Origin of the sequence: Oceanicella actignis (assembly GCF_900111545.1) — a bacterium.
In the GTDB taxonomy this organism is placed as follows: Bacteria; Pseudomonadota; Alphaproteobacteria; order Rhodobacterales; family Rhodobacteraceae; genus Oceanicella; species Oceanicella actignis.
This window is the reverse complement of record NZ_FOHL01000006.1, coordinates 17,074-38,233: the sequence shown is the minus strand read 5'-3', so window position 1 is coordinate 38,233 and position 21,160 is coordinate 17,074. Positions and strand designations below refer to the sequence as shown.

Annotated in this window: 17 protein-coding genes and 1 pseudogene; 7 read left to right on the top strand and 11 right to left on the bottom strand. The window is 75.6% G+C overall.

Translation table 11 applies throughout. From position 1 onward, the window contains the following. The 10 genes and pseudogenes from BMW67_RS10360 to BMW67_RS10315 form a co-directional block, all read right to left on the bottom strand. Positions 1-1,299, bottom strand: a pseudogene (locus tag BMW67_RS10360) (DUF3422 family protein). 190 nt (positions 1,300-1,489) lie between these two features. Continuing rightward, positions 1,490-2,626 (bottom strand): pyridoxal phosphate-dependent aminotransferase, encoded by a 1,137-nt coding sequence (locus BMW67_RS10355; RefSeq protein WP_072747584.1) that lies wholly within the window; start codon positions 2,624-2,626, stop codon positions 1,490-1,492. After that, positions 2,623-4,623 carry an acyltransferase family protein gene (locus BMW67_RS10350; protein WP_072747585.1) on the bottom strand — a complete coding sequence of 667 codons (2,001 nt, stop codon included), beginning with the start codon at positions 4,621-4,623 and terminating at the stop codon, positions 2,623-2,625. The genes BMW67_RS10355 and BMW67_RS10350 overlap by 4 nt, the downstream gene beginning before the upstream one ends. Before the next feature lie 28 nt (positions 4,624-4,651). Further along, a complete protein-coding gene (locus BMW67_RS10345; protein WP_072747586.1) occupies positions 4,652-5,518 on the bottom strand; it encodes an HTD2 family dehydratase in 867 nt (288 codons plus the stop codon). 875 nt (positions 5,519-6,393) lie between these two features. After that, positions 6,394-7,908, bottom strand: a complete 1,515-nt coding sequence (locus BMW67_RS10340) for a cobyric acid synthase (RefSeq protein ID WP_072747587.1) — start codon at positions 7,906-7,908, stop codon at positions 6,394-6,396. Further along, positions 7,905-8,414: a bifunctional adenosylcobinamide kinase/adenosylcobinamide-phosphate guanylyltransferase gene (gene cobU / locus BMW67_RS10335; protein ID WP_072747588.1), complete on the bottom strand. Its 510-nt coding sequence runs from the start codon at positions 8,412-8,414 to the stop codon at positions 7,905-7,907. The genes BMW67_RS10340 and cobU overlap by 4 nt, the downstream gene beginning before the upstream one ends. Continuing rightward, a complete protein-coding gene (locus BMW67_RS10330; protein ID WP_072747589.1) occupies positions 8,396-8,935 on the bottom strand; it encodes a histidine phosphatase family protein in 540 nt (179 codons plus the stop codon). Before BMW67_RS10330 ends, cobU begins: the two co-directional genes overlap by 19 nt. Further along, the gene (gene cobS, locus BMW67_RS10325; protein WP_083581354.1) at positions 8,932-9,957 is read right to left on the bottom strand and encodes an adenosylcobinamide-GDP ribazoletransferase; all 1,026 of its coding nucleotides are present in this window, start codon (positions 9,955-9,957) and stop codon (positions 8,932-8,934) included. The genes BMW67_RS10330 and cobS overlap by 4 nt, the downstream gene beginning before the upstream one ends. Then, the gene (gene cobT / locus BMW67_RS10320; protein ID WP_072747590.1) at positions 9,957-11,006 is read right to left on the bottom strand and encodes a nicotinate-nucleotide--dimethylbenzimidazole phosphoribosyltransferase; all 1,050 of its coding nucleotides are present in this window, start codon (positions 11,004-11,006) and stop codon (positions 9,957-9,959) included. Before cobT ends, cobS begins: the two co-directional genes overlap by 1 nt. A 2-nt stretch (positions 11,007-11,008) precedes the next feature. Then, on the bottom strand, positions 11,009-11,392 hold the full coding sequence (locus tag BMW67_RS10315; protein WP_072747591.1) for a DUF1636 family protein: 384 nt from the start codon (positions 11,390-11,392) through the stop codon (positions 11,009-11,011). A gap of 289 nt (positions 11,393-11,681) precedes the next feature. Here BMW67_RS10315 and BMW67_RS10310 point away from each other — a divergent pair, with 289 nt between their 5' ends. The 7 genes from BMW67_RS10310 (at position 11,682) to cobM (ending at position 19,244) form a co-directional block, all read left to right on the top strand. Next, positions 11,682-11,927: a DUF6732 family protein gene (locus BMW67_RS10310; RefSeq protein ID WP_072747592.1), complete on the top strand. Its 246-nt coding sequence runs from the start codon at positions 11,682-11,684 to the stop codon at positions 11,925-11,927. Next, on the top strand, positions 11,924-13,051 hold the full coding sequence (locus tag BMW67_RS10305) for a sirohydrochlorin chelatase (RefSeq protein WP_072747593.1): 1,128 nt from the start codon (positions 11,924-11,926) through the stop codon (positions 13,049-13,051). The genes BMW67_RS10310 and BMW67_RS10305 overlap by 4 nt, the downstream gene beginning before the upstream one ends. 905 nt (positions 13,052-13,956) lie before the next feature. Then, positions 13,957-14,634, top strand: a complete 678-nt coding sequence (locus BMW67_RS10300; RefSeq protein ID WP_083581382.1) for a precorrin-8X methylmutase — start codon at positions 13,957-13,959, stop codon at positions 14,632-14,634. After that, positions 14,631-15,833 carry a precorrin-6y C5,15-methyltransferase (decarboxylating) subunit CbiE gene (gene cbiE, locus BMW67_RS10295; protein WP_072747594.1) on the top strand — a complete coding sequence of 401 codons (1,203 nt, stop codon included), beginning with the start codon at positions 14,631-14,633 and terminating at the stop codon, positions 15,831-15,833. Before BMW67_RS10300 ends, cbiE begins: the two co-directional genes overlap by 4 nt. Then, a complete protein-coding gene (gene cobI, locus BMW67_RS10290) occupies positions 15,830-16,540 on the top strand; it encodes a precorrin-2 C(20)-methyltransferase (RefSeq protein ID WP_072747595.1) in 711 nt (236 codons plus the stop codon). Before cbiE ends, cobI begins: the two co-directional genes overlap by 4 nt. A gap of 83 nt (positions 16,541-16,623) precedes the next feature. After that, positions 16,624-18,483: a precorrin-3B C(17)-methyltransferase gene (cobJ, locus tag BMW67_RS10285; protein WP_072747640.1), complete on the top strand. Its 1,860-nt coding sequence runs from the start codon at positions 16,624-16,626 to the stop codon at positions 18,481-18,483. Continuing rightward, entirely contained in the window at positions 18,480-19,244 is a 765-nt protein-coding gene (gene cobM / locus BMW67_RS10280) for a precorrin-4 C(11)-methyltransferase (protein WP_072747596.1), read from the top strand. The genes cobJ and cobM overlap by 4 nt, the downstream gene beginning before the upstream one ends. A gap of 383 nt (positions 19,245-19,627) precedes the next feature. On the opposite strand, the gene gatA is transcribed toward cobM, so the two are convergent. Next, positions 19,628-21,115 (bottom strand): Asp-tRNA(Asn)/Glu-tRNA(Gln) amidotransferase subunit GatA, encoded by a 1,488-nt coding sequence (gene gatA / locus BMW67_RS10275; protein ID WP_072747597.1) that lies wholly within the window; start codon positions 21,113-21,115, stop codon positions 19,628-19,630. Positions 21,116-21,160: the final 45 nt, after the last annotated feature.

Below are 21,160 nucleotides of genomic sequence, written 5' to 3'. Positions count from 1 at the left end.
TCAGTCGCCGCCGCCCGCCAGGCGCCGGCGCATGCGCCTGAGCCCCCACCACGCGGCCGCCACGACCGGCGGCGCCAGCGCGGCGGTCAGCCACGTCTTGTCCACATGCGCCATCTTGGCCAGCGGCGCCAGCGCGTAGGCGGCCAGGTTGACCGCGTATTAGGTTATGGCGACCACCGAGAGGCCCTCGACCGTTTCCTGCAGGCGCAGCTGCAGCGCCGCGCGCCGGTCCATGCTTTCGAGCAGCGCCTGGTTCTGCGCCGACATCTCGACGTCGACGCGCGTGCGCAGCAGATCGGCCACCCGCGCCGCCCGCGCCGCCAGATCGCGCAGCCGGCCCTCGGCCGCGTGGCAGGTGCGCATGGCCGGATCGTAGCGGCGGTTGATGAACTCGGCGAAGGTCTGGCGCCCCTCGACGCGTTCCTCGCGCAGCGCGGCGATGCGGTCGCGCACGATGGTCTCGTAGGCGCGCCCGGCGCCGAAGCGGAAGGCGGCGCGCGCGGCCATGGTCTCGATCTCGGTGGACAGCTCCATGAGCGCGTCGAGCGTGGCGCGCGAGTCGCCGTCGCCCCGGCGCAGCCCCTCCATCAGCCGGGTCAGCTCCTGGTCGATCTCCGACAGCCGCCGCTGCGCGCGCCGCGCCACGGGCAGCGTCAGCATCGAGGCGGATTTGTAGGTTTCCAGCTCGAGCAGGCGCTGCACCAGCCGCCCCAGCCGGCGGCGTCCGACCTCGGGGCGCACGAAGACGGCGATGCGCGCGCAGCCATGCTCGTGCAGGCGAAAATCGGTGGCCGCCAGCGCCTTGCCGTCGAGCACGCGCGAAAGCGCCAGGCTTTCGGCCGAGAAGCACCGCTCGAGGATCGCGCGTTCGGCCGGGCCGGGGGCGGCGGCGTCCTCGGTCAGATCCACATGCACCAGCGCCGAGGCGATGATCCGGCCCGGCGCCTCGGCCAGCCAGTCGGGCGGGAACAGCGCGAAATCGGCGCCGTCGAAGGGCTGGGCGGCGGGGCCGTCGAGGAACAGGGTGTAGGAGACGAACTCGGTGTGGCGCTCCCATTTCAGGCGCGCGCGGCCGAGGGCGCCGAAATAGTGGTCGGCGCCCGGCGCCGGGTGCTGTGCGCCGTGGCGGTCGAGCAGCGCGCGCAGATGGGCGCGGTCGGCCTCGGGGTCGCGCTCGGCCGCGCCGCTTTCGGGCTGAAGGGCGATCATCGCGGCGCGGCAGGGCGCGGCCAGCTCGGGGAAGGGGCGCGCGTGCAGCTCGTTGGCCAGAGCGATGCGGTCGGGATGTTGCGGCGGCAGTCGGTCGATCATGGCGGTCCGGCGCAAGAGGGCGTGAGGGCGCAGCATAGCCCGGCTCCGCCGCGGGGGGCATGCGATATTTGCCGCAGCATTTGCCTCGGCGCCGCCTTCGCGCCGGCGGCGCTGCGCAGGCGGGCGGCCGGCGACCTGGGCCGCCCGCCGCCCGTCGCGGATGGGCCCCGCGCCCCGTTCAGCCCGCGCGCGCCTCGGTCAGCGCCGCGGGCAGGACCTCGGCCAGCAGGTCCAGATCCTCGGGCCGGCCGGCCGAGATGCGGATGCACCGGTCCTGCGGCGCCCGGAAGGGCATGCGCACGAAGACCCCGCGCGCGGCCAGCGCCTGCACCACGCGCCGCGCGAAGGCGCCGTCGCGCCCGCAATCGACGGCGACGAAGTTGGTCGCCGAGGGCAGCGCCCGCAGTCCCGCCTCCTGCGCGATCCGGGCGATGCGCGCGCGCGCGCGGGCGACTTCGGCGCGGACATGGTCAAGCCAGGCCCGGTCGCCCAGCGCCGCCAGCGCCGCGGCCTGCGCCAGGCGGCCGACGCCGAAATGGTTGCGCACCTTGTCGAAGGCCGAGATCAGCTCGGGCGCGCCCAGCGCATAGCCCACCCGCAGCCCCGCCAGGCCATGCGCCTTGGAGAAGGTGCGCATGCGGATGACGCGCGGATCGTCCGCCGGCAGCTCGGGCGCGACGCCTTCGGGGGCGAACTCGGCATAGGCTTCGTCAAGGCAGAGCAGGCAATCGGGCGGCAGCGCGTCCAGCATCGCGCGCACGGCCTCGGCGCCGTTCCACGAGCCCATCGGGTTGTCGGGGTTGGCCAGATAGACCAGCGGCGCGCCGCATTCGCGCGCCGCGCGGGCCAGCGCCTCGGGGTCCTCGCGGTCGTCGGCGGCGTAGGGAACCGCGACCAGCCGCCCGCCGAAGCCCGCGACGTGATAGGCGAAGGTCGGATAGGCGCCGTCCGACGAGACCACGGGCGTTCCGGGCGCCACGATCAGGCGGCACAGATCGCCCAGAATCCCGTCGATCCCCGCGCCGACCATGACGTTCTCGGGGCGGGCGCCGTGATGGGCGGCGATGGCCGCGCGCAGCTCGTGCGCCTCGGGGTCGCCATACATCCACGCCTCGGCCGCGGCGGCGCGCGTGGCCTCTTGCGCGCGCGGCGAGGGGCCGAAGACGTTCTCGTTCGCGCCAAGCCGCGCGCGGAAAGCACGGCCAAGCGCGCGTTCCTGCGCCTCGGGGCCCACGAAGGGAACCGAGGCGGGCAGGCTGCGGGCCAGCGCCGTCAGGCGCGGCGGGCGGGCGGGTTCGGCGTCGCGGTCGCTCATGGGTCGTCGTCCTGGGTCTGGGGCGTGGCGCGCAGGGCGTGGGCGAGCGCGCGCGCGATGGCGGGGGTCATCAGCCGCGCGCCCTCGGGCGAGGGGTGCAGCGAATCGGCGAACAGGGCGCGGCCCTCGCGCGCGACGTCGCAGCGGCCGCGGGCGCAGAAGACGGGCGTCGAGTCGACCGTCAGCGCCCCCAGCGCCCGCGCCGCGGCCATGGCCTCGGTCAGCGGGGCGAGGGCGGCCTCGGCCTCGGCGCGGGCGGGGCCCTCGGGGGCGGGGCGGCCGAAGCGCAGCGCGCGCCCCAGCGCCTGCGGCACGTCGAAGCCGGGCCGGGGCGGCGGCGCGACGATGACGACCTGCTTGCCCATGGCGCGCAGCCGCGCGACCGTGTCGAGCAGGCGCGCGCGCAACTCGGGGCCTTGCGGCCCGGCAAGCAGCGACTGCAGCGCGCTGACGATGACCACGGCGCGGATCTGCGGCGCGGCGGCGATCTGCATCGCGCGCGCGTTGAAAGCGAGGCATTCGCGCGACTTGGCGTCCTCGCGCCGGAGGAAGCCGGGCAGGGGCGCGCAGGCCGAGCGGCCCAGCGCCAGCCCCCCGGCGCCCAGCGCGCGCCCGGCCTCGTCCAGCGCCGGTTGCAGCGCCATGGCCAGCGAATCGCCCCACAGGACGAATTGCGCCGGGCCTTCGGGCGCGCCGATGCGGCAGGCCAGGGCGGCGGCTTCGGCCGGGTCCGTTGCGCGCGCGATCGCGCCGGTGCGCGCGCCGCAGGCCCGGCCGGGGCCCTCGAAATACGCCTGACGCGCGCCATAGACGGCTTGCAGCGCCGGGTCGAACCGCCAGGGCGCGCCGTCGGCGACCTTGCCGGCCCAGCCAAGCGCGAAGAACGCCGCCGATCCCGCCGCCGCCCATGCGAACGCCGCGCGCCGCGACAAGAGCGGCGGGCGCGCGCGGAAGGGGCGCTCGATCCAGCGCCACGAGGCGAAGGCCAGCGCGAAGGCCGCCGCCACCAGAAGCGCCCGCGTCCAGCCCTCCAGCGGCCCGTCCGAAAGCGTGCGCGCAAAGGCCAGCAGCGGCCAGTGCCACAGGTAAAGCGAATATGACGCAAGCCCGATCGCCACCGGCCAGCGCGCCCCCAGCATCAGGGAAACCGGGTTCGCCCGCCCGCCTGCCGCGATCATGAGCGCCGCGCCAAGCGTGGGCGCCAGCGCCGGCCAGCCCGGAAAGCCCGCCTGCGGTCCCAGCAGGACGAAGGCGCCCGCGATCAGCGCCGCGCCCGCCCCCGCCAGCGCCAGCGCGGCGGCGTCGCTCGATGGGCGCGGCGCGGCCAGCGCCAGCAGCGCGCCGGCCAGCAGCTGCCACATGCGCATGTGCGGCAGGAAGAAGGCGTTGTCGGGCGCCGTGCGCACGCCCCACAGCGCCATGGCGAAGCTCGCCGCCGCCAGCGCCGCCAGCGCCGCCAGCGTTCGCCCGTGGCCAAGGCGCAAGAGCGCCCAAAGCAGCGGCGGAAAGACAAGGTAGAACTGCTCCTCGACCCCCAGCGACCAGGTGTGCAGCAGGGGCTGCATCTCGGCCGGGCCGGCGAAGTAGTCGGTCAGGTCGGCCAGCGCGATGTTCGCCGCGAACACCGCCGCGCCGCGCAGGGCGTGGCTGAACTCCATCAGCTCGCGCGGGGGCAGCAGCGCCCAGGCCGCCGCCGTCGAGGCCGCCAGCATGACGAACAGCGCGGGCAGGATGCGGCGAAAGCGCCGCTCGTAGAAGCGCGTGAGCGAGAACGCCCCGGCCCGCATCTCGGCGGCGATGATCCCGGTGATGAGAAAGCCCGAGATCACGAAGAACACGTCCACGCCCGCATAGCCGCCGGGCAGAAGCGCGGGCCAGGCGTGATAGACCACCACCCCCAGCACCGCCGCCGCGCGCAGCCCGTCGATGTCGGGCCGATAGGGCGGGCGCGCGGGCGCGCGCTCGGCCCCCTCGGGCGCGGGAGCGAAGGCCTTCATGCGCCGCCTTCCCCGGCCCCGGCGCGCGTCACCGGCCGGGCTCCGGCGTGGCGCGGGCGGTCATGGCCAGGCGCCCGTCCTCGTTCAGCGCCCAAAGGTCGATGGCCTGCTCCGCCCCTCCTGCGCGCTCGGGCGCGCCGCACAGCGCGAAGGGGCGGCCGCGGAACACGGGCGAGACGGCGCGGAACTCGAACCGCGCCAGGGGCCGGGGCGCATGTGCGCGCGCCAGATCGGCCAGAAGCTGCGCGATGAGCGGCCCATGGACCACCAGGTCGGGGTAGCCCTCGACCTCGGTCGCATGGCGCAGGTCGTAATGGATCTTGTGCCCGTTGTAGGTCAGCGCCGAATAGCGGAACAGCAGCGTGCTGTCGGCCGTCGCCTCGCGCCGCCAGGCGGGCGCGTCGGCGCGGCGCGGCGCGGGCGCGGGCGCGGGGTCGCCGGGCGCGGGCAGGGGGCGGTAGACCAGGTCCTGCTCCTCGCGGATCGCCAGGGCCTGGCCGGCGAAGATCTCGTGGCGGATGGTGACGAAGGCCAGCGGCCCGCCCCGGCCCTGCTTGAGCGCCACGTTCTGCACGGCCGACACCCGCCGCGCGGGCGCGCCCAGGATCAGCGGCGCCAGAAAGCGCAGCCGCCCGCCCGCCCACATCCTGCGCGGCAGGCCGACGTCGGGGATGAAGTCGCCGGTGCGCGGGTGGCCGTCATGGCCCAGCGCCGAGGCGCGCGCCGCCTCGCGGAAATAGACGAAGTGCCACAGCGGCGGCAGCGGATCGCCGGCCTGCGGCGGCGGGCCGTCGAGGTCGAGCGCGGCGTGCAGCGCCGCGGCGTGCCAGGGGTCGAGCGGGTCCTCGATGACGCGCGCGTTCCCGGCGCTGTCGGGGATGCGTTTCGGGGTCATGAAGCCTGAGAACGCCGCGCGTGGCCCGAAGTCAAGAGCCGCCGCGCCCTGCGCCCCCCGAGCGCGGCGCCGGGCGGGGCGGAATGGGAGCTTCCGGCAAGGATCGCGTGCCGCGCCCGGGGCCGCTCGGGGACGCAAGCGCATGCAGCCGGGGCCCGGATGCCGCGGGGGCGCGGCGCATGGCCGGGTCTTGCGCTCGCGTGGCGGCCCCCGGACGCGGCCGGCGCACAAGGCGGCGTTTGGCGCGCGAGCGCGCGTGCGGGGCGGCGCCGTCGCGCGAGGCGTGCGCGACGCGCGATCGCCGAGGTGCGACCGTACGCGCGATGGGGCGCCGCGAGCGCGAGCGCACTTGTCGAGGATGGCGCCGCCGCGCGAGGGGGTGGGGCGGCCTTGCGCAATCGAGCATCTGGATCGACGCAGCCGTTCGCGCGATCGCGCGCGGAGCGTCCCACGCACAGGTTGCGGCTCGCAGCGATCCGCAAGACCGCGAGAAGACCGCGAACGCGCGGGGCGGCCCGCCCATCGGCGATGCGCTTGGCGCGAGCGCGCGATCGCGCAGGTGGGGCGGCCGCCGAAAGGATGCCGACCGTGCAGGCCAGGGTCGCGATCGCGCGCGTCGGAAGACTGAAAGGGCGTGTCTGTTGCGGCGGCTGGCGCGCGGTGCGCCCGCGCGCCGCCGCCTGGGCGTCGCGTCGCCTGCGCCGCGGCGCGACAGGCGCCTGCCCCCGGCGTCGCTGCGCCGGTTCCGCGACGGGTCGCATCGCCGTTTCGGCGGCCGTTGCGCGCGCGCTTGCGGCCCGCAGCGGCTTGCCGATGCGGGCGCCGGCGCGCGCCCCGGCGCCGTGTCGGCGCGCGGGCGCTGCGCCGAGCGCGCCCTACACGCCCGCGCGGGCGACCTCGAGCAGGCCGTCCACATCCAGCGACGCCTCGAGATGGTCGGCCAGCGCGTCGAGCGTGCGGTCGATCTGCGCCTCGTAGCCCGGCGCGGCGTCATGCGCGGGCGCGGCGCCCAGCATGCGCAGGAACGCGGCGCGGAAGCCGTCGGCGGCGAACATGCCGTGCAGATAGCTGCCGCGCACGCGCCCGTCGGGGCTCGAGGCGCCCTCGGCGCGGCCGTCCAGCTCGAACACCGGGCGGGCGCGGTCGGGGCCCTCGGTGACGCCGATATGGATCTCGTAGCCCTCGACCGCCTCGCCCGTCAGCGCGCAACGCCCGCGCGCCAGCGTCAGGCGCTTGTCGGGGCGCATGACGGTGGTCACGTCCAGAAGGCCAAGGCCGGGCGTCTCGCCGGGCGGGCCCTCGACGCCGTCGGGGTCGGCCACGCTGCGTCCCAGCATCTGATAGCCGCCGCAGATGCCCAGCACGCGCCCGCCGCGCCGCCAATGGGCCAGGATGTCGACGTCCCAGCCCTGGGCGCGGATGAAGTCGAGATCGCCGCGCGTGGACTTGGCGCCGGGCAGGATCACCAGGTCGGCGTCGCCGGGCAGGGCGCGGCCGGGGGGGATCATCTCGAGCCGCACCGCGGGGTCGAGGCGCAGCGGGTCGAGATCGTCGAAATTGGCGATGCGCGAGATGAGCGGGCACGCGATCCTGACCGGCGGCCGCGCCGGGGCGGCCGCGCCGTCGCGCCCGGCGCCGTCCGGCGCGTCGGCGGCGCGCGCGCGCGTCAGATCGGCGGCGTCCTCGGCCGGCAGACGATGGGCGTCGGGAAACCACGGCGCGACCCCGAACGAGCGCCAGCCCGTGCGCCGCTCGATCAGGCGCAGACCGTCTTCGAACAGCGCCGGATCGCCGCGGAACTTGTTGACGACGAAGCCGCGGATCAGCGCCGCGTCGGCCGGGTCGAGCACCGCCTGCGTGCCGACGATCTGCGCGATCACCCCTCCGCGGTCGATGTCGCCGACCAGCACCACAGGCACATGGGCGGCGCGCGCAAAGCCCATGTTGGCGATGTCGCCGGCGCGCAGGTTGACCTCGGCCGGGCTGCCCGCGCCCTCGACCAGCACCAGGTCGGCCTCGGCGCGCAGGCGCGCGAAGCTGTCGAGCACGGCCTCCATCAGCTGCGGCTTGAGGCGGTGATAGTCGCGCGCCTGCGCCGTGGTCAGCCGCCGGCCGCGCAGGATGACCTGCGCGCCGCGGTCGGTCTCGGGCTTGAGCAGCACGGGGTTCATGTGCACCGAGGGCGCCACGCCCGCCGCGCGCGCCTGCAGCGCCTGCGCGCGGCCGATCTCGCCGCCGTCGGCGGTCACCGCGGCGTTGTTGGACATGTTCTGCGGCTTGAAGGGGCGCACGCGCAGCCCGCGCCGCGCGAACAGCCGCGCAAGCCCCGCCGTCAGCGCCGACTTGCCCACGTTCGAGCCGCAGCCCTGGATCATCAGCGTCGCGGTCATGGCCTGTCCTTCAGCGTCAGCGGCAGCCCGGCGGCGACGAACTCGACCCGGTCGGCGACGGCGGCGATGGTCTGGTTGAGCCGCCCTTGCGCGTCGCGAAAGGCGCGCCCGAGCGCGTTCATGGGCGCCAGCCCCATGCCGACCTCGTTCGAGACGAAGACGATCTCGCCCGGCAGCGCGGGCAGGGCGGCGGCCAGCGCGGCCGCCTCGGCCTCGGGGTCGCGGCCGGCGGCCATGAGGTTGCTGAGCCACAGCGTCAGGCAATCGACCAGCACGCAGCGCCCCTCGGCGGCATGGGCGGCCAGGGCGCGCGTCAGCTCGAGCGGCTCCTCGACCACGGTCCAGTCGGGGCCGCGCTCGGCGCGATGGGCGGCGATGCGCGCGGCCATCTCCTCGTCCAGCGCCTGGGCGGTGGCCAGGAAGACGCGCGGCGGGCGGGTCAGCGCCAGCGCGCGCGCCGACTTGCCCGAGCGCGCGCCGCCAAGGATCAGAGCGACGCGCGCCATCGGGCGGCCTCCTTGCGCAGATCGATGGGCGCGGCGAAGGGCACCTTGCGGGCGAAGACCTGCTCGAAGCTCAGCCCCAGCAGGATCATCTGCGCGGCGCGGATCGGCCCGGCATGGCAGACGACCACCGCTCCGTCGGGCATGTCGCGCAGCGCGGCCTCGACGCGGGCGTGGAGCTGCTCGAAGCTGTCGCCGCCGTGGTCGCGGCGCGTCCACATGTCCTGCATCCAGCGCTCGGTGTCTTCGCGCGGCAGCTCGGACCACAGCCGCCCCTCCCAGGCGCCGAAGCCGTATTCCCACAGCCGCTCGTCGAAGCGCACCTCCAGCCCGTCGCGCGCGGCCAGCGCCTCGGCCAGGATGCGCGCGCGCCGGGCGGGGCTGGAGACGACATGCCGCGCGCGCGGCGTCGCGTCGAGCGCAGCGGCGATCTCCGCCTCGGCCCCGGGGGCCAGGTCCAGATCGAGCCGCCCGTAGCACAGCCCCGGCGGGGCGTCGGGGGGGGGATGGCGCAGGAAGATCATGTCCAAAGCCCCGCCAGCGTCGTCATCACGGCGATCTCTCCCAGTTGCTCGATGGCGCCCAACCCGTCGCCCGTATGGCCGCCCAGCCGGCGCTTGAGAAGGCGCAGCATCCACAGGCCGGCCACGAGACCGGCGCCGCATGCGGCCACGGCGCCCGCGCCGCCCAGCGCCGCGGCGATCGCCAGCGCAAGGCCGAGGGCGGCGCCCGCCTCGGCCCGCGTCACGCCCGCCGCGCCGGCCGCCGCGCCGGTCGGGCGCGCATAGTCCGACGCCGCCAGCGCGCCGGTCATCAGCGCCCGCGCCCATGCATGCGCCACGATCAGCGCCGCCGCCCCGGCCGCCGGCTCGAGCGCCGCCAGCGCCGCCCAGCGCAGGCCGATCGAGAAGATCAGCCCCAGCCCAGCATAGGCGCCGATGCGGCTGTCGCGCATGATCTCGAGCGCGCGCTCGCGCCCCGCATGGCCGCCGAGCCCGTCGCAGCAATCGGCCAGCCCGTCTTCGTGCAGCGCGCCCGTGGCCGCGACGCCCGCCGCCACCGCCAGCCCCGCCGCCAGCGGCGCGGGCAGCGCCGCGCCCGCCGCCAGCCACACCGCGGCGCACAGCGCGCCGACGGCCGCGCCGACCAGCGGAAACCAGCGCGCGGCGCGCGCCAGCCGGTCGGGCTCGTGCCCCGCCCAGGCCCAGAGCCGCGCGGGCAGGGGCGCGCGGGTCAGAAAGCCCAGCGCGCTGACGATCAGCCGCAACTCGCGCCCCAGCGCGCCGGCCGCCCCTGCCGCCCCGGCGCGCGCGCCGTTCCCGCCGCCGCCCGCGCGGCCGCCCGCGTCGGCGCTCGCGCCGCCCTGATCTCCGCCCTGATCTCCGCCCTGATCGCCGCCCTGATCGCCGCCCGCGCCGGCCCGGCCGCGCAGGCCGGCCGCGTCGGCGTCCCCTGGGCTTGCGCCCTGGCCATGCGGGGCGGACGCGCCATGCGCCTCGGGCGCGGCGCCCGGCTCGGGCGCGTCGGGGCGGGGCGGCGGCGCCATCAGTCCTTGCCCGAAACGCCGGCGCTTCCGAAGGTGGCCATCTCGGCCAGCATCGCGCAGGCGGCCCTGAGCAGCGGCAGCGCCAGCAGCGCGCCCGTGCCCTCGCCCAGCCGCAGGTCGAGATCGAGCAGCGGGCGCGCCTCGAGCGCCTCGAGCATCAGGCGATGACCCGGCTCGCGGCTCATGTGCGAGAAGATCACCCGCGGGCCGATCTCGGGCCGCGCGGCGATGGCCGCCAGCGCCGCGGACGAAGCGATGAACCCGTCCGACAGCACCGCCGCCCCGCCGGCCGCGGCCGCGGCGCAGGCGCCCGTCAGCGCCGCGATCTCGAGCCCGCCATAGGCCGCCAGCGCCGCCATCGGATCCATGCGGCGCGGATGGCGCGCGGCGGCGCGCTCGAGCACCTGCTGCTTGCGCGACACGCCCTCGCCGTCCAGCCCCGCGCCGGGGCCGACCAGCGGCGCCAGCTCGATCCCGGCGATCTTGTGCGCCAGCATCGCCGCCGAAGAGGTGTTGCCGATGCCCATCTCGCCCAGCGCGATGACGGTCGCGCCCTCGGCGATGGCCTCGCGCGCAAGCGTCGCGCCGAATTCCAGCGCCGCGGACAGTTCGGCGGGGGTCATGGCGTCCTCGCGCGCGAAGTTGCGCGTGCCCGGCCGGATGCCCGCGCGCCGCAGCGCCGGCGCGCCCTTGGGCGCGGGCGGGATCGGGGCGGCGACGCCCGCGTCGGCGACGGTCACCTTGCAGCCCATCTCGCGCGCGAAGACCGTCGAGGCCGCGCCGCCGGCCAGGAAGTTGGCGACCATCTGCGCCGTGACCTCCTGCGGCCAGGCGGACACGCCCTCGGCGACGACGCCGTGATCGGCGGCGCACAACAGAAGATGCGCCTCGACGCGCGGGGCCTCGGTTTCCTGGATTAGGGCCAGCTGCAGGGCCAGCTCCTCGATCCGGCCGAGCGAGCCCTGGGGCTTGGTCTTGACGTCGATGGCGTGCTGAACGCGGGCGCGCAGCGCGGGGTCGAAGGGCGGGACGCGAAGATCGGCAAGCATGTTCACTCCTTGGCGGTATCGGCGCGCGGCGCGGGGATGCGGGCGATGAAATGACCCTTCACCCCTTGCGGCCACTGCCGGTAGGGCACCTGCCCGGTGGGGCTGTCGGCGTAGAGCGCGGCGTATTCGACCAGCGCGCGCGCGCTGTCCGCCGTGGGGGCGAAGCGGCCCAGCACATAGCCGATCTTGCCCTCGGCGGCGATGGCGGCGTTGCACGGATGCTCGCAGCCCATCAGGCAGGCGTGCCGCTCGACCGCGACGCCGGGCGCGTCGCGCGCGGCGCGCTCGACCTCGGCCAGCAGCGCCTCGCCGCCGGTGCGCCCGTCGCGCAGCTTCTCGCCGGGGGCGTGGGCGCAGGTTTCGCATATGATCAGTCGGACGGACATCGGCTCTCCTTGGCGCATCGGGCGGGGCGGACGCATGATGGCGCCGCCGCGTGTCGTCTTATGCGCGCGGGGGGACGGAATCAAAGTGGATTGCGACACGCGCCCCAGATGATAAGGAAGGGGCGCGAACGGCGCCCCGAGGAGGGGCGGAGCGGATTCGGATGCGGCGCCGACCCAAACCGGGGGCGCGGTCCGGGGCCGTTCGACGGGCGGAGCATTCCGTCGGCCGGCCGGGCCATGGGGCGCGGCGGGCCTCCTCCTCGGCGCAGCAGGAGGAAAGGACCCGACCATGACCCGTCACGCTATCGCCGCCGTCCTGGGGCTTGCCGCCGCGCCGGCCCTGGCCCATCCGGGGCACCTGGCCGAGGTTTCGGGCCACAGCCACTGGCTGGCCGCCGGCGCCATGCTGGCCGCCGCCGCGCTGGCGGCGTGGCTGGCCAAGAGCCGCGGCCGCGCGGCCGAGGCCGAGGACGAGGCCGAGGATTCGCAGGCCGACGCGCAGCCCGAGGCCTCGGGCGCGGACCAGCGCGCATGAGCCGCATCGGGGTGATGATCTGCGGCCATGGCTCGCGCAGCCAGGCCGCGGTGGACGAATTCGCCGTGCTTGCGCAGAAGCTGCCGGCGCATCTGCCGCAGGGCTGGCCGGTGGAATACGGCTATCTCGAATTCGCGAATCCGGTCATCCGCGCCGGGCTGGACCGGCTGCGCGCGCAGGGCTGCGACCACATCCTGGCCGTGCCGGGGATGCTTTTCGCGGCCATGCATGCCAAGAACGACATTCCCTCGGTGCTGAACGCCTACGCCGCCGAGCATGGCGTCACCGTGCAATACGGGCGCGAGCTGGGCGTCGATCCCAAGATGATCGCCGCCGCCGCCGACCGCGTGCGCGAGGCAGTGGCGCGCGCCGACGCCGAGCATGGCCCCGTGCCGCTGACCGAGACGGCGCTGGTGGTGATCGGGCGCGGCGCCTCGGACCCCGACGCCAATTCCAACGTCGCCAAGATCACCCGCCTGTTGTGGGAGGGGATGGGCTTCGGCTGGGCCGAGACCGGCTATTCGGGCGTCACCTTCCCGCTGGTCGAGCCCTGCCTCGAGCATGTCGCGCGGCTGGGCTACAGGCGGGTGATCGTGTTCCCCTATTTCCTGTTCACGGGCATCCTCATCGACCGCATCTACGGCTTCGCCGACCTGGTGGCCAAGGCGCATCCGCACATCCAGTTCGTGAAGGCGGGGTATCTGAACGACCACCCCAAGGTGATCGAGACCTTCGCCGAGCGCGTGACCGAGATCCTCGAGGGTCAGAACGCCATGAACTGCGCCATGTGCAAATACCGCGCGCAGGTGCTGGGCTTCGAGGCCGAGGTGGGGATGCCGCAGGAAAGCCACCATCACCATGTCGAGGGGCAGGGCGCCTCGGCGCCCGGCTCGAACGTGGCCGATTGCGCGCTGTGCGACGATTTCTGCACCGGCGCGTGCCGCCTGGACGCGGCGCATGGGCATGACCATGGCCATGAGCACGCGCACGGCCATGACCACGCGCACGGCCATGGGCACGGCCATGACCATGGCCACCACCATCACCACCACCCGCCTTACCCCCATGCCGATCACCCGCTGGGGCCGCAGAGCGTGCGCAAGCACCTCAAGCGCCCCCGTTGAGCCCCAGGGCGCAGGAGCGCAGACCCGTGAGCCTTTTCGACAGCTACCTGATCGTCGCCTGGTCGGCCGCCGGCCAGCCCGGCGCCGGCGCCGACGCCCCGACCTGGGCGCTGCACCGGCGCAAGGACGGGCTGGCGCGCCTTGAAAGCGCGCCGACCCGGGCCGAGGCGCTGCGCGCGCTGGGCGATCTTCTGGCGCAAGAGCGCGCCTCGGGGCGGCGCGTCCTGGCCGGGTTCGGCTTTCCCTTCGGCTATCCGCGCGGCTTCGCCGCGGCGGCCTACGGCGCCTCGGACTGGATGGCCGTCTGGGCCGGGCTGACCGAGGCGCTGATCGACACGGGCGCCAATCACAACAACCGCTTCGCCATCGCCGGCGAGCTCAACCGCCGCCTCGGCCTTGCGGACGGTCCCTTCTGGGGGCACCCGCCCAGCCAGCGCCATCCGGGACTGAGCCAGCTGCGCCCGAAAGAGGCCGCGGCCTTCTCGCAGCTGGGGCTCGAGGAGCTGCGCCTGACCGAGGCCTGGGCCGCCGCGCGCGGCGCGCGGCCCGCGCCGGTGTGGCAGCTCAACGGCGTCGGCTCGGTCGGCGGCGAGGCGCTGACCGGCATTCCCGCCGTCGCCCGGCTGCGCGACGATCCGCGGCTCGAGGGCGCGCGCATCTGGCCCTTCGAGACAGGGCTGACCGCCCCCGACACCGACGCCGCGCCGATCGTCTTCGCCGAAGCGGCCCTGGCCTTCGTCGAGCCCGCCCCGCGCCCCGGCGAGCCCCCCCGCGCCGCGCGCGTGCGCGCCGCCGCCTCGCAGCTGGCGGCGCTGGACGCCGAGGGCCGCCTCGCCCCGCTGTTCGCCGGCCCCGAGGAGCTGGGCGAGGCCGAGCGCGAGGCCGTGGCGCGCGAAGAGGGGTGGATGCTGGGTCTCGAGCACGCGCTGTCGGGGGCCGTCGTTCCCGGCGCGCGGCGCCTGCGATACGAGCGCGACCCCGCCGCCATCTACGCCGAAAGCTTCGCCACCGTGCGCGCCGAGGCGCGGCTCGATCACCTGCCCGAGGATCTGCGCGACGTGGCGGTGCGCCTTGCCCATGCCTGCGGCATGGCCGACGTGCCCAACCGCCTGGCCTGGTCCGACGACGTCGTCGCCTCGGCGCGCAAGGCGCTCGCGGCGGGGGCGCCGGTGCTGTGCGATTGCGAGATGGTCGCCGCCGGGGTCATCCGCAGCCTGCTGCCCGCCGGGGTCGAGGTGCTGTGCACGCTCAACGACCCGCGCACGCCCGAGCTGGCGCAGCGCATCGGCAACACGCGCTCGGCCGCGGCGGTCGAGCTGTGGCGCGAGCGCGTCGAGGGCGCGGTGGTGGCCATCGGCAACGCGCCCACCGCGCTGTTTCACCTGCTCGAGCTGCTGGATGCGGGCTGGCCCAGGCCCGCCGCCATACTCGGCTTTCCCGTGGGCTTCGTCGGCGCCGCCGAGTCCAAGGCCGAGCTGGCCGCCGACCCGCGCGGCGCGCCCTTCCTGACGCTGCGCGGGCGCCGGGGCGGATCGGCCATGGCCTCGGCCGCCGTCAACGCCATCGCGAAGGGGCTGTCATGAGCGAACCCTGGCTTCATGTCGTCGGCATCGGCGAGGACGGGATGGAGGGGCTCAGCCCCGCCGCCCGCGCCATCGTCGAAAGCGCCGAGATCATCATCGGCGGCGAGCGCCACCACCGCCTGTCGGACAAGGTCAAGGCCGAGCGCATCTCGTGGCCCTCGCCCTTCGATGCGCTCATCGACACGCTGCGCGCGCTGCGCGGGCGGCGCGTGGTGGTGCTGGCCACGGGCGATCCGCTCTGGTTCTCGGTCGGGGCGCGGATCGGGCGCGCGCTGGACCCGGCCGAGATCGTCTACCACCCGCAGCTGTCGGCCTTTCAGCTGGCGGCCGCGCGCATGGGTTGGTCCATGGCCGACGTCGAGACGCTGACCGTCCACGGCCGCCCGGTCGAGCAGATGATCGCCTTCATCCAGCCCGACATCCGCCTGCTGATCCTGACCACCGGCTCGGACACCCCCGCGCGCATCGCCCGCTTCCTGACCGAGCGGGGCTATGGGCGCAGCCGCATGACGGTCTTCGCCGCCATGGGCGGCAAGGACGAGGCGCGCTTCGACGGGCTGGCCGAAAGCTGGTCGCACGAGGTGCCGGCCTTCAACACGCTGGCGGTCGAATGCGTGGCCGCGCCCGATGCCGCGCTGCTGCCGCGCGCGCCGGGTCTGCCCGACGACGCCTTCCGCCATGACGGGACCATGACCAAGCGCGAGGTGCGCGCCGCCACGCTGGGCAAGCTGATGCCCATGCGCGGGGCGCTGCTTTGGGATGTGGGCTGCGGCTGCGGCTCGGTCGCCATCGAGTGGATGCGCGCCGCCGCCTACGCCCGCGCCATCGGCATCGAGCCGCGCGCCGACCGCCGCGCCATGGCGGCCGAGAACGCGCTGGCGCTGGGCGCGCCGCGCCTCGAGCTGATCGAGGGCGAGGCCCCGGCCGCGCTCGAGGGGCTGCCGGCGCCCGACGCCATCTTCATCGGCGGAGGGCTGAGCGAGCAGGTCTTCGAGGCCTGCTGGCGCGCGCTGCGTCCGCTGGGGCGGCTGGTGGCCAACGCGGTGACGCTGGAAAGCGAGGCGGTCCTGCTGGGGCTGCATGCGCGCATGGGGGGCGATCTGGCCCGCATCTCGGTCGAGCGGGTCGAGCCGGTGGGGCGGCTCAAGGGCTGGCGGCCGCTGATGCCGGTGGTGCAGTGGAGCCTGATCAAGCGATGAGCGCGACCGGAACGCTTCACGGCGTCGGGGTCGGGCCGGGCGATCCCGAGCTTCTGACCCTGCGCGCGGCGCGGCTGATCGGCGCGGCCGACGTCGTCGCCTATCTGGCCCCGGCCGGCGGCGACAGCTTCGCGCGCGCCATCGCCCGCGCGCATATCCGCCCCGACGCCGAAGAGCTGCGCATCGAGGTCCCCATGGCCGTCGAGCGCCACCCCGCCCAGGGCGTCTACGACGCGGCGGCCGCGCGCATCGCCCGCCGCCTCGATGCGGGGCGCGACGTGGTGATGCTGTGCGAGGGCGATCCGTTCTTCTACGGCTCGTTCATGTATGTGCATGCGCGTCTGGCGCCCCATCACCGGGTGCAGGTGACGCCGGGGGTCAGCAGCCTGGGCGCCTGCGCCGCCGCGCTGGGCCGGCCGCTGACGGCGCGCAACGACGTGCTGACCGTCATCCCCGGCCCCTTGCCCGACGACGAGATGCGCCGCCGCATCGAGGGCGCCGAGGCGGTCGCGATCATGAAGGTCGGGCGCCATTTCGCCCGCATCCGCGCGCTGCTGGGAAGCATGGGGCTGGCCGATCGCGCCGGCTATGTCGAGCGCGCCTCGCTGCCCGTCCAGCGCGCGGTTCCGCTGGCGCAGGCGCCCGAGCAGGCGCCGTATTTCTCGATGATCCTGATCTACAAGGGGAACGATCCTTGGCTGACCTGACCGCCGCCGGCCCCGACTCCCGCCCCGACTTCGGCCCCGAGGTCCGCCCCCGGGCCGATGCGCCCGGCGCGGTCCCGGCCGTCCTGTGCCTGACGGCCTCGGGGCTCGAGACCGCGCGCCGCGCCGCGCGCGCGCTGGGCGCCGATCTGCACGGACGCGCCGGGCGCGTCGACGAGGGCGCGCCCTTCGAGGACGCGGCCGCGCATCTGCGCGCGCTGTTCGCCGCGGGCCGGCCCATCGTGGCGGTGTGCGCCGCCGGGATCGTGATCCGCGCCCTGGCGCCGCTTCTGGGCGACAAGCGCGCCGAGCCGCCGGTGGTGGCGCTGGCCGAGGACGGCTCGGCGGCCGTGCCGCTGCTGGGCGGGCACCGGGGGGCGAACCGCATGGCGCGCGCGCTGGCCGCGGCGCTGGGCGGGGCGGCGGCGCTGACCACGGCGGGCGATCTGGCGCTGGGCGTGGCGCTGGACGAGCCGCCCGAGGGTTGGGCGCTGGAGAACCCCGAGGACGCGAAGGCGGTGGCCGCGGCGCTGCTTTCGGGCGCCGCGCCGGCGATGACCGGCGAGGCGCCGTGGCTGGCCGAGGCGCTTGCGCGGGCGGGCAGGCCGCCCGCCTCCGGCGCGGCCGGAGCGGCGCCCGAGGCGCCGGCAAGCGCCGCTCCGGCCCCGACGGCGACGCTTGCGGCGGGCGGCGCCGGGCCGTTGCGCTATTGGCGGCGCGACATTGCGCTGGGGCTGGGCTGCGCGCGCGGCTGCGATCCGGCCGAGATGGCCGATCTGGCGCGGCGCACCCTGCGCGAGGCGGGGCTGTCGCCCTTGCAGGTGGCCTTCGCGGGCTCGCTGGACCTGAAGGCCGACGAGCCGGCGGTGATCGAGACCGCCCGCGCCCTTGGCGCGCCGCTGCGGCTGTTCTCGGCCGAGCAGCTTGAAGCCGAGGCGCCGCGGCTGGCCAACCCTTCGCCCACGGTGCTGGCCGAGGTGGGCTGCCATGGCGTGGCCGAGGGCGCGGCGCTGGCGCTGGCCGGTCCCGAGGGCGCGCTGATCGCGCCCAAGCGCAAGAGCGCCAACGCCACATGCGCCGCGGCGCGCATCGGTCCCGGCGCGGCGCCATGGGCGGCGGGGCGCGCGCGCGGGCGCGTGGCGCTGGTGGGCATCGGGCCGGGGCAGGCCGACTGGCGCACGCCCGAGGCCTCGCGCCTGATCGCCGAGGCGGACGAGCTGGTGGGCTACAGCCTGTATCTCGACCTGCTCGGGCCGCTTGCGGCGGGCAAGCCGCGCGCGGATTTCCCGCTGGGCGCCGAGGAGGACCGCTGCCGCTACGCGCTCGAGCGCGCGGGGCGGGGGCGCAACGTGGCCATCGTGTGCTCGGGCGATGCGGGGATCTACGCCATGGGCGCGCTGGTGTTCGAGCTGATGGACCGCGCGCCGGACAAGGGCGGCGTCGGCGACGCGGCGCGGCGGGTCGAGGTGATCTCGGCGCCGGGGGTCTCGGCGCTGCAGGCGGCGGCGGCGCGGGCGGGCGCGCCGCTGGGCCATGATTTCTGCGCCATCTCGCTCAGCGATCTGCTGACCCCGCGCGAGACGATCCTGCAACGCATCCGCGCGGCGGCCGAGGGCGATTTCGTCATCGCCTTCTACAACCCCGTCTCGCGCCGCCGGCGCGACCTGCTGGCCATCGCCCGCGACATGCTGCTCGAACGCCGCCCGCCCGACACGCCGGTGCTGCTGGCCTCGTCGCTGGGCCGGCCCGAAGAGCGCATCGCCTACCGGCGCCTCGACGCGCTGCGCGTCGAGGAGGTGGACATGCTGACGGTGGTGCTGGTGGGCTCGTCGCAATCGCGCCTGGCGATGCTGGGCGAGGGGCCGCGCATGTATACGCCGCGCGGCTACGCCAGGCGGATCGACGCGCGCGCGGGTGCGGAGCGCGAGGAAGGGAGCGCGGCATGAAGGTGTGGTTCATCGGCGCGGGTCCGGGCGACCCGGATCTGATCACGGTCAAGGGGCTGCGGCTGATCCGCGCCTGCCCGGTGTGCCTTTACGCCGGTTCGCTGGTGCCCGAGGCGGTGGTGGCCGAGGCGCCCGCCGGCGCGCGGGTCATCGACACGGCGCCGATGACGCTGGACCAGATCATGGCCGAGATCGAGGCCGCCCGCGACCGCGGCGAGGACGTGGCGCGGGTGCATTCGGGCGATCCGTCGCTTTACGGCGCCATCGCCGAGCAGATCCGCCGCCTGCGCGCGGCGGGCATCGACTACGAGATCGTGCCGGGCGTGCCCGCCTTCGCCGCCGCGGCGGCGGCGCTGGGGCGCGAGCTGACCGTGCCCGAGGTGGCGCAGACGGTGATCCTGACGCGCACGGCGATGAAGTCTTCGGCCATGCCCGAGGGCGAGGATCTGGAGACCATCGGCCGCACCGGCGCGACGCTGGCGATCCACCTGTCGATCCGCAACCTGCGCGAGATCGAGCGCAAGCTCATCCCGCTCTACGGCGCCGACTGCCCGGTCGTGGTCGCCTATCGGGTGGGATGGCCGGATCAGGCCTTCATCGAGGGCACGCTGGCCGACATTCGCGCGAAGGTGCGCGCGGCCAAGCTGACGCGCACGGCGCTGATCCTGGTGGGGCGGGCGCTGGACCCCGGCGCCTTCCGCGACAGCGCCCTTTACGACGGCGCCCATCCGCACGTCCTGCGCCCCCGCCGCAGCGCCTGAGCCTCGGGCCGCCGTTGCGGCCGGCCCCGCGCCGCGATCCGCGCGCCGGGGCGCAGGGCTGCGTCGCCGGTCGGCTAGGCTTGCGCGCGGGGGCATGAGATGACAAGATCGCCTGCTCGATCGAGCAGGTTCCGGCTAGGCTTGCGCGCGGGGGCATGAGGCTTGCCTGCCAGGGCTTGGCGTGGGGCGCTTGCGCGCCGGCCGCGGGGTTCGGGCGCCGCGCCTGGATCGAGGCGGGGGCGGACGCCATGGTGGGCGGCGCGGCGGTTCGCGCCCTGAAGGACGGGGCGCGGAATTGCGCCCTTGCGCCGGGCTCGCGCCGCCGCGCCTGCGCCCGCCCGCTCAGCCGGGAAGGCGCCCGGCGCAGGGGCGGCGCGGGGGCGTCACCACCAGCGCTCGGGGCGGGCGTCGAAGCCGGCGGCGCGCTCGATGGCGTAGGCGACGTTCATCATCGGCCCTTCCTCCCACGGGCGGCCGATGACCTGAAGGCCAAGGGGCAGCCCCTCGGCGCTCAGCCCCGCGGGGACCGACACGCCGGGCAGGCCGGCGAGGTTGACCGTGACGGTGAACACGTCGTTCAGATACATCTTCACCGGGTCCTGCTCGGCCATGGCGCCCAGCTCGAAGGCGGGCGACGGGGTGGTCGGCGTCAGGATCGCGTCCACGCCCTGTTCGAAGACCTGCTCGAAATCGCGCTTGATCAGCGTGCGCACCTTTTGCGCGCGCAGGTAGTAGGCGTCGTAATAGCCGGCGCTGAGCACATAGGCGCCGATCATCACGCGCCGGCGCACCTCGGGGCCGAAGCCCTCGGCGCGGGTCTTCTCGTACATCTCGGTCACGCCGTCGCCAGGCGCCAGCTTGGCGCGCCGCCCGTAGCGCACGCCGTCATAGCGCGCCAGGTTCGACGAGGCCTCGGCCGGCGCGATGACGTAATAGGCGGGCAGGGCGTATTTCGTGTGCGGCAGCGAGATGTCGACAAGCTCGGCGCCCGCGTCGCGCAGCATCTCGGCGCCGCGGGCCCACAGCGCCTCGATCTCGGGGGGCATGCCCTCCATGCGGTATTCGCGCGGCACGCCGATGCGCTTGCCGCGCAGATCGCCCGTCAGCGCCGCCTCGAAGTCGGGCACGGGCATGTCGGCCGAGGTCGAATCCCTGGGGTCGTGCCCGGACATGGCGCGCAGCATGATGGCCGCGTCGCGCACGGTGCGCGTCATCGGGCCGGCCTGGTCCAGCGACGAGGCGAAGGCCATGATCCCCCAGCGCGAGCAGCGCCCGTAGGTCGGCTTGACCCCCACGATGCCCGCAAAGGCGGCGGGCTGGCGGATCGAGCCGCCGGTGTCGGTGCCCGTGGCGCCCAGGCACAGCCCCGCCGCCACCGCCGCGGCCGAGCCGCCCGACGAGCCGCCCGGCGTCAGCCGCGCGTCCGAGCCCCGGGCGCGCCAGGGGTTGACCGCCGGGCCGTAGCACGAGGTCTCGTTGGACGAGCCCATGGCGAACTCGTCCATGTTCAGCTTGCAGGTCATCGCCGCGCCCGCGTCGCGAAGCTGGGCGGTGACGGTGCTCTCGTAAGGCGGGCGGAAGCCCTCGAGAATGCGCGACGCCGCCTGGCTGCGCACGCCCTCGGTGCAGAACAGGTCCTTGACCCCGATGGGGATGCCGCACATGTCGGGCGCGTCGCCCTCGGCCAGGCGCGCATCGGCGCGGCGGGCGGCCTCGCGCGCCTGCTCGGCGGTGATCTCGACGGCGGCGTTCAGCGGCGCGGCGGCCTCGATGGCGGCCAGGCTGGCCTCGACCAGCTCGGCGGCGCTGATCTTGCGCGCGCGCAGCAGGTCGCGCGCCTCGGCGATGGTCAGTCGGGTCAGGTCGGACATGGCGGGGCTCCGGTGGGGCGGCTGGCGGTGCGGTGCGGGGACGGG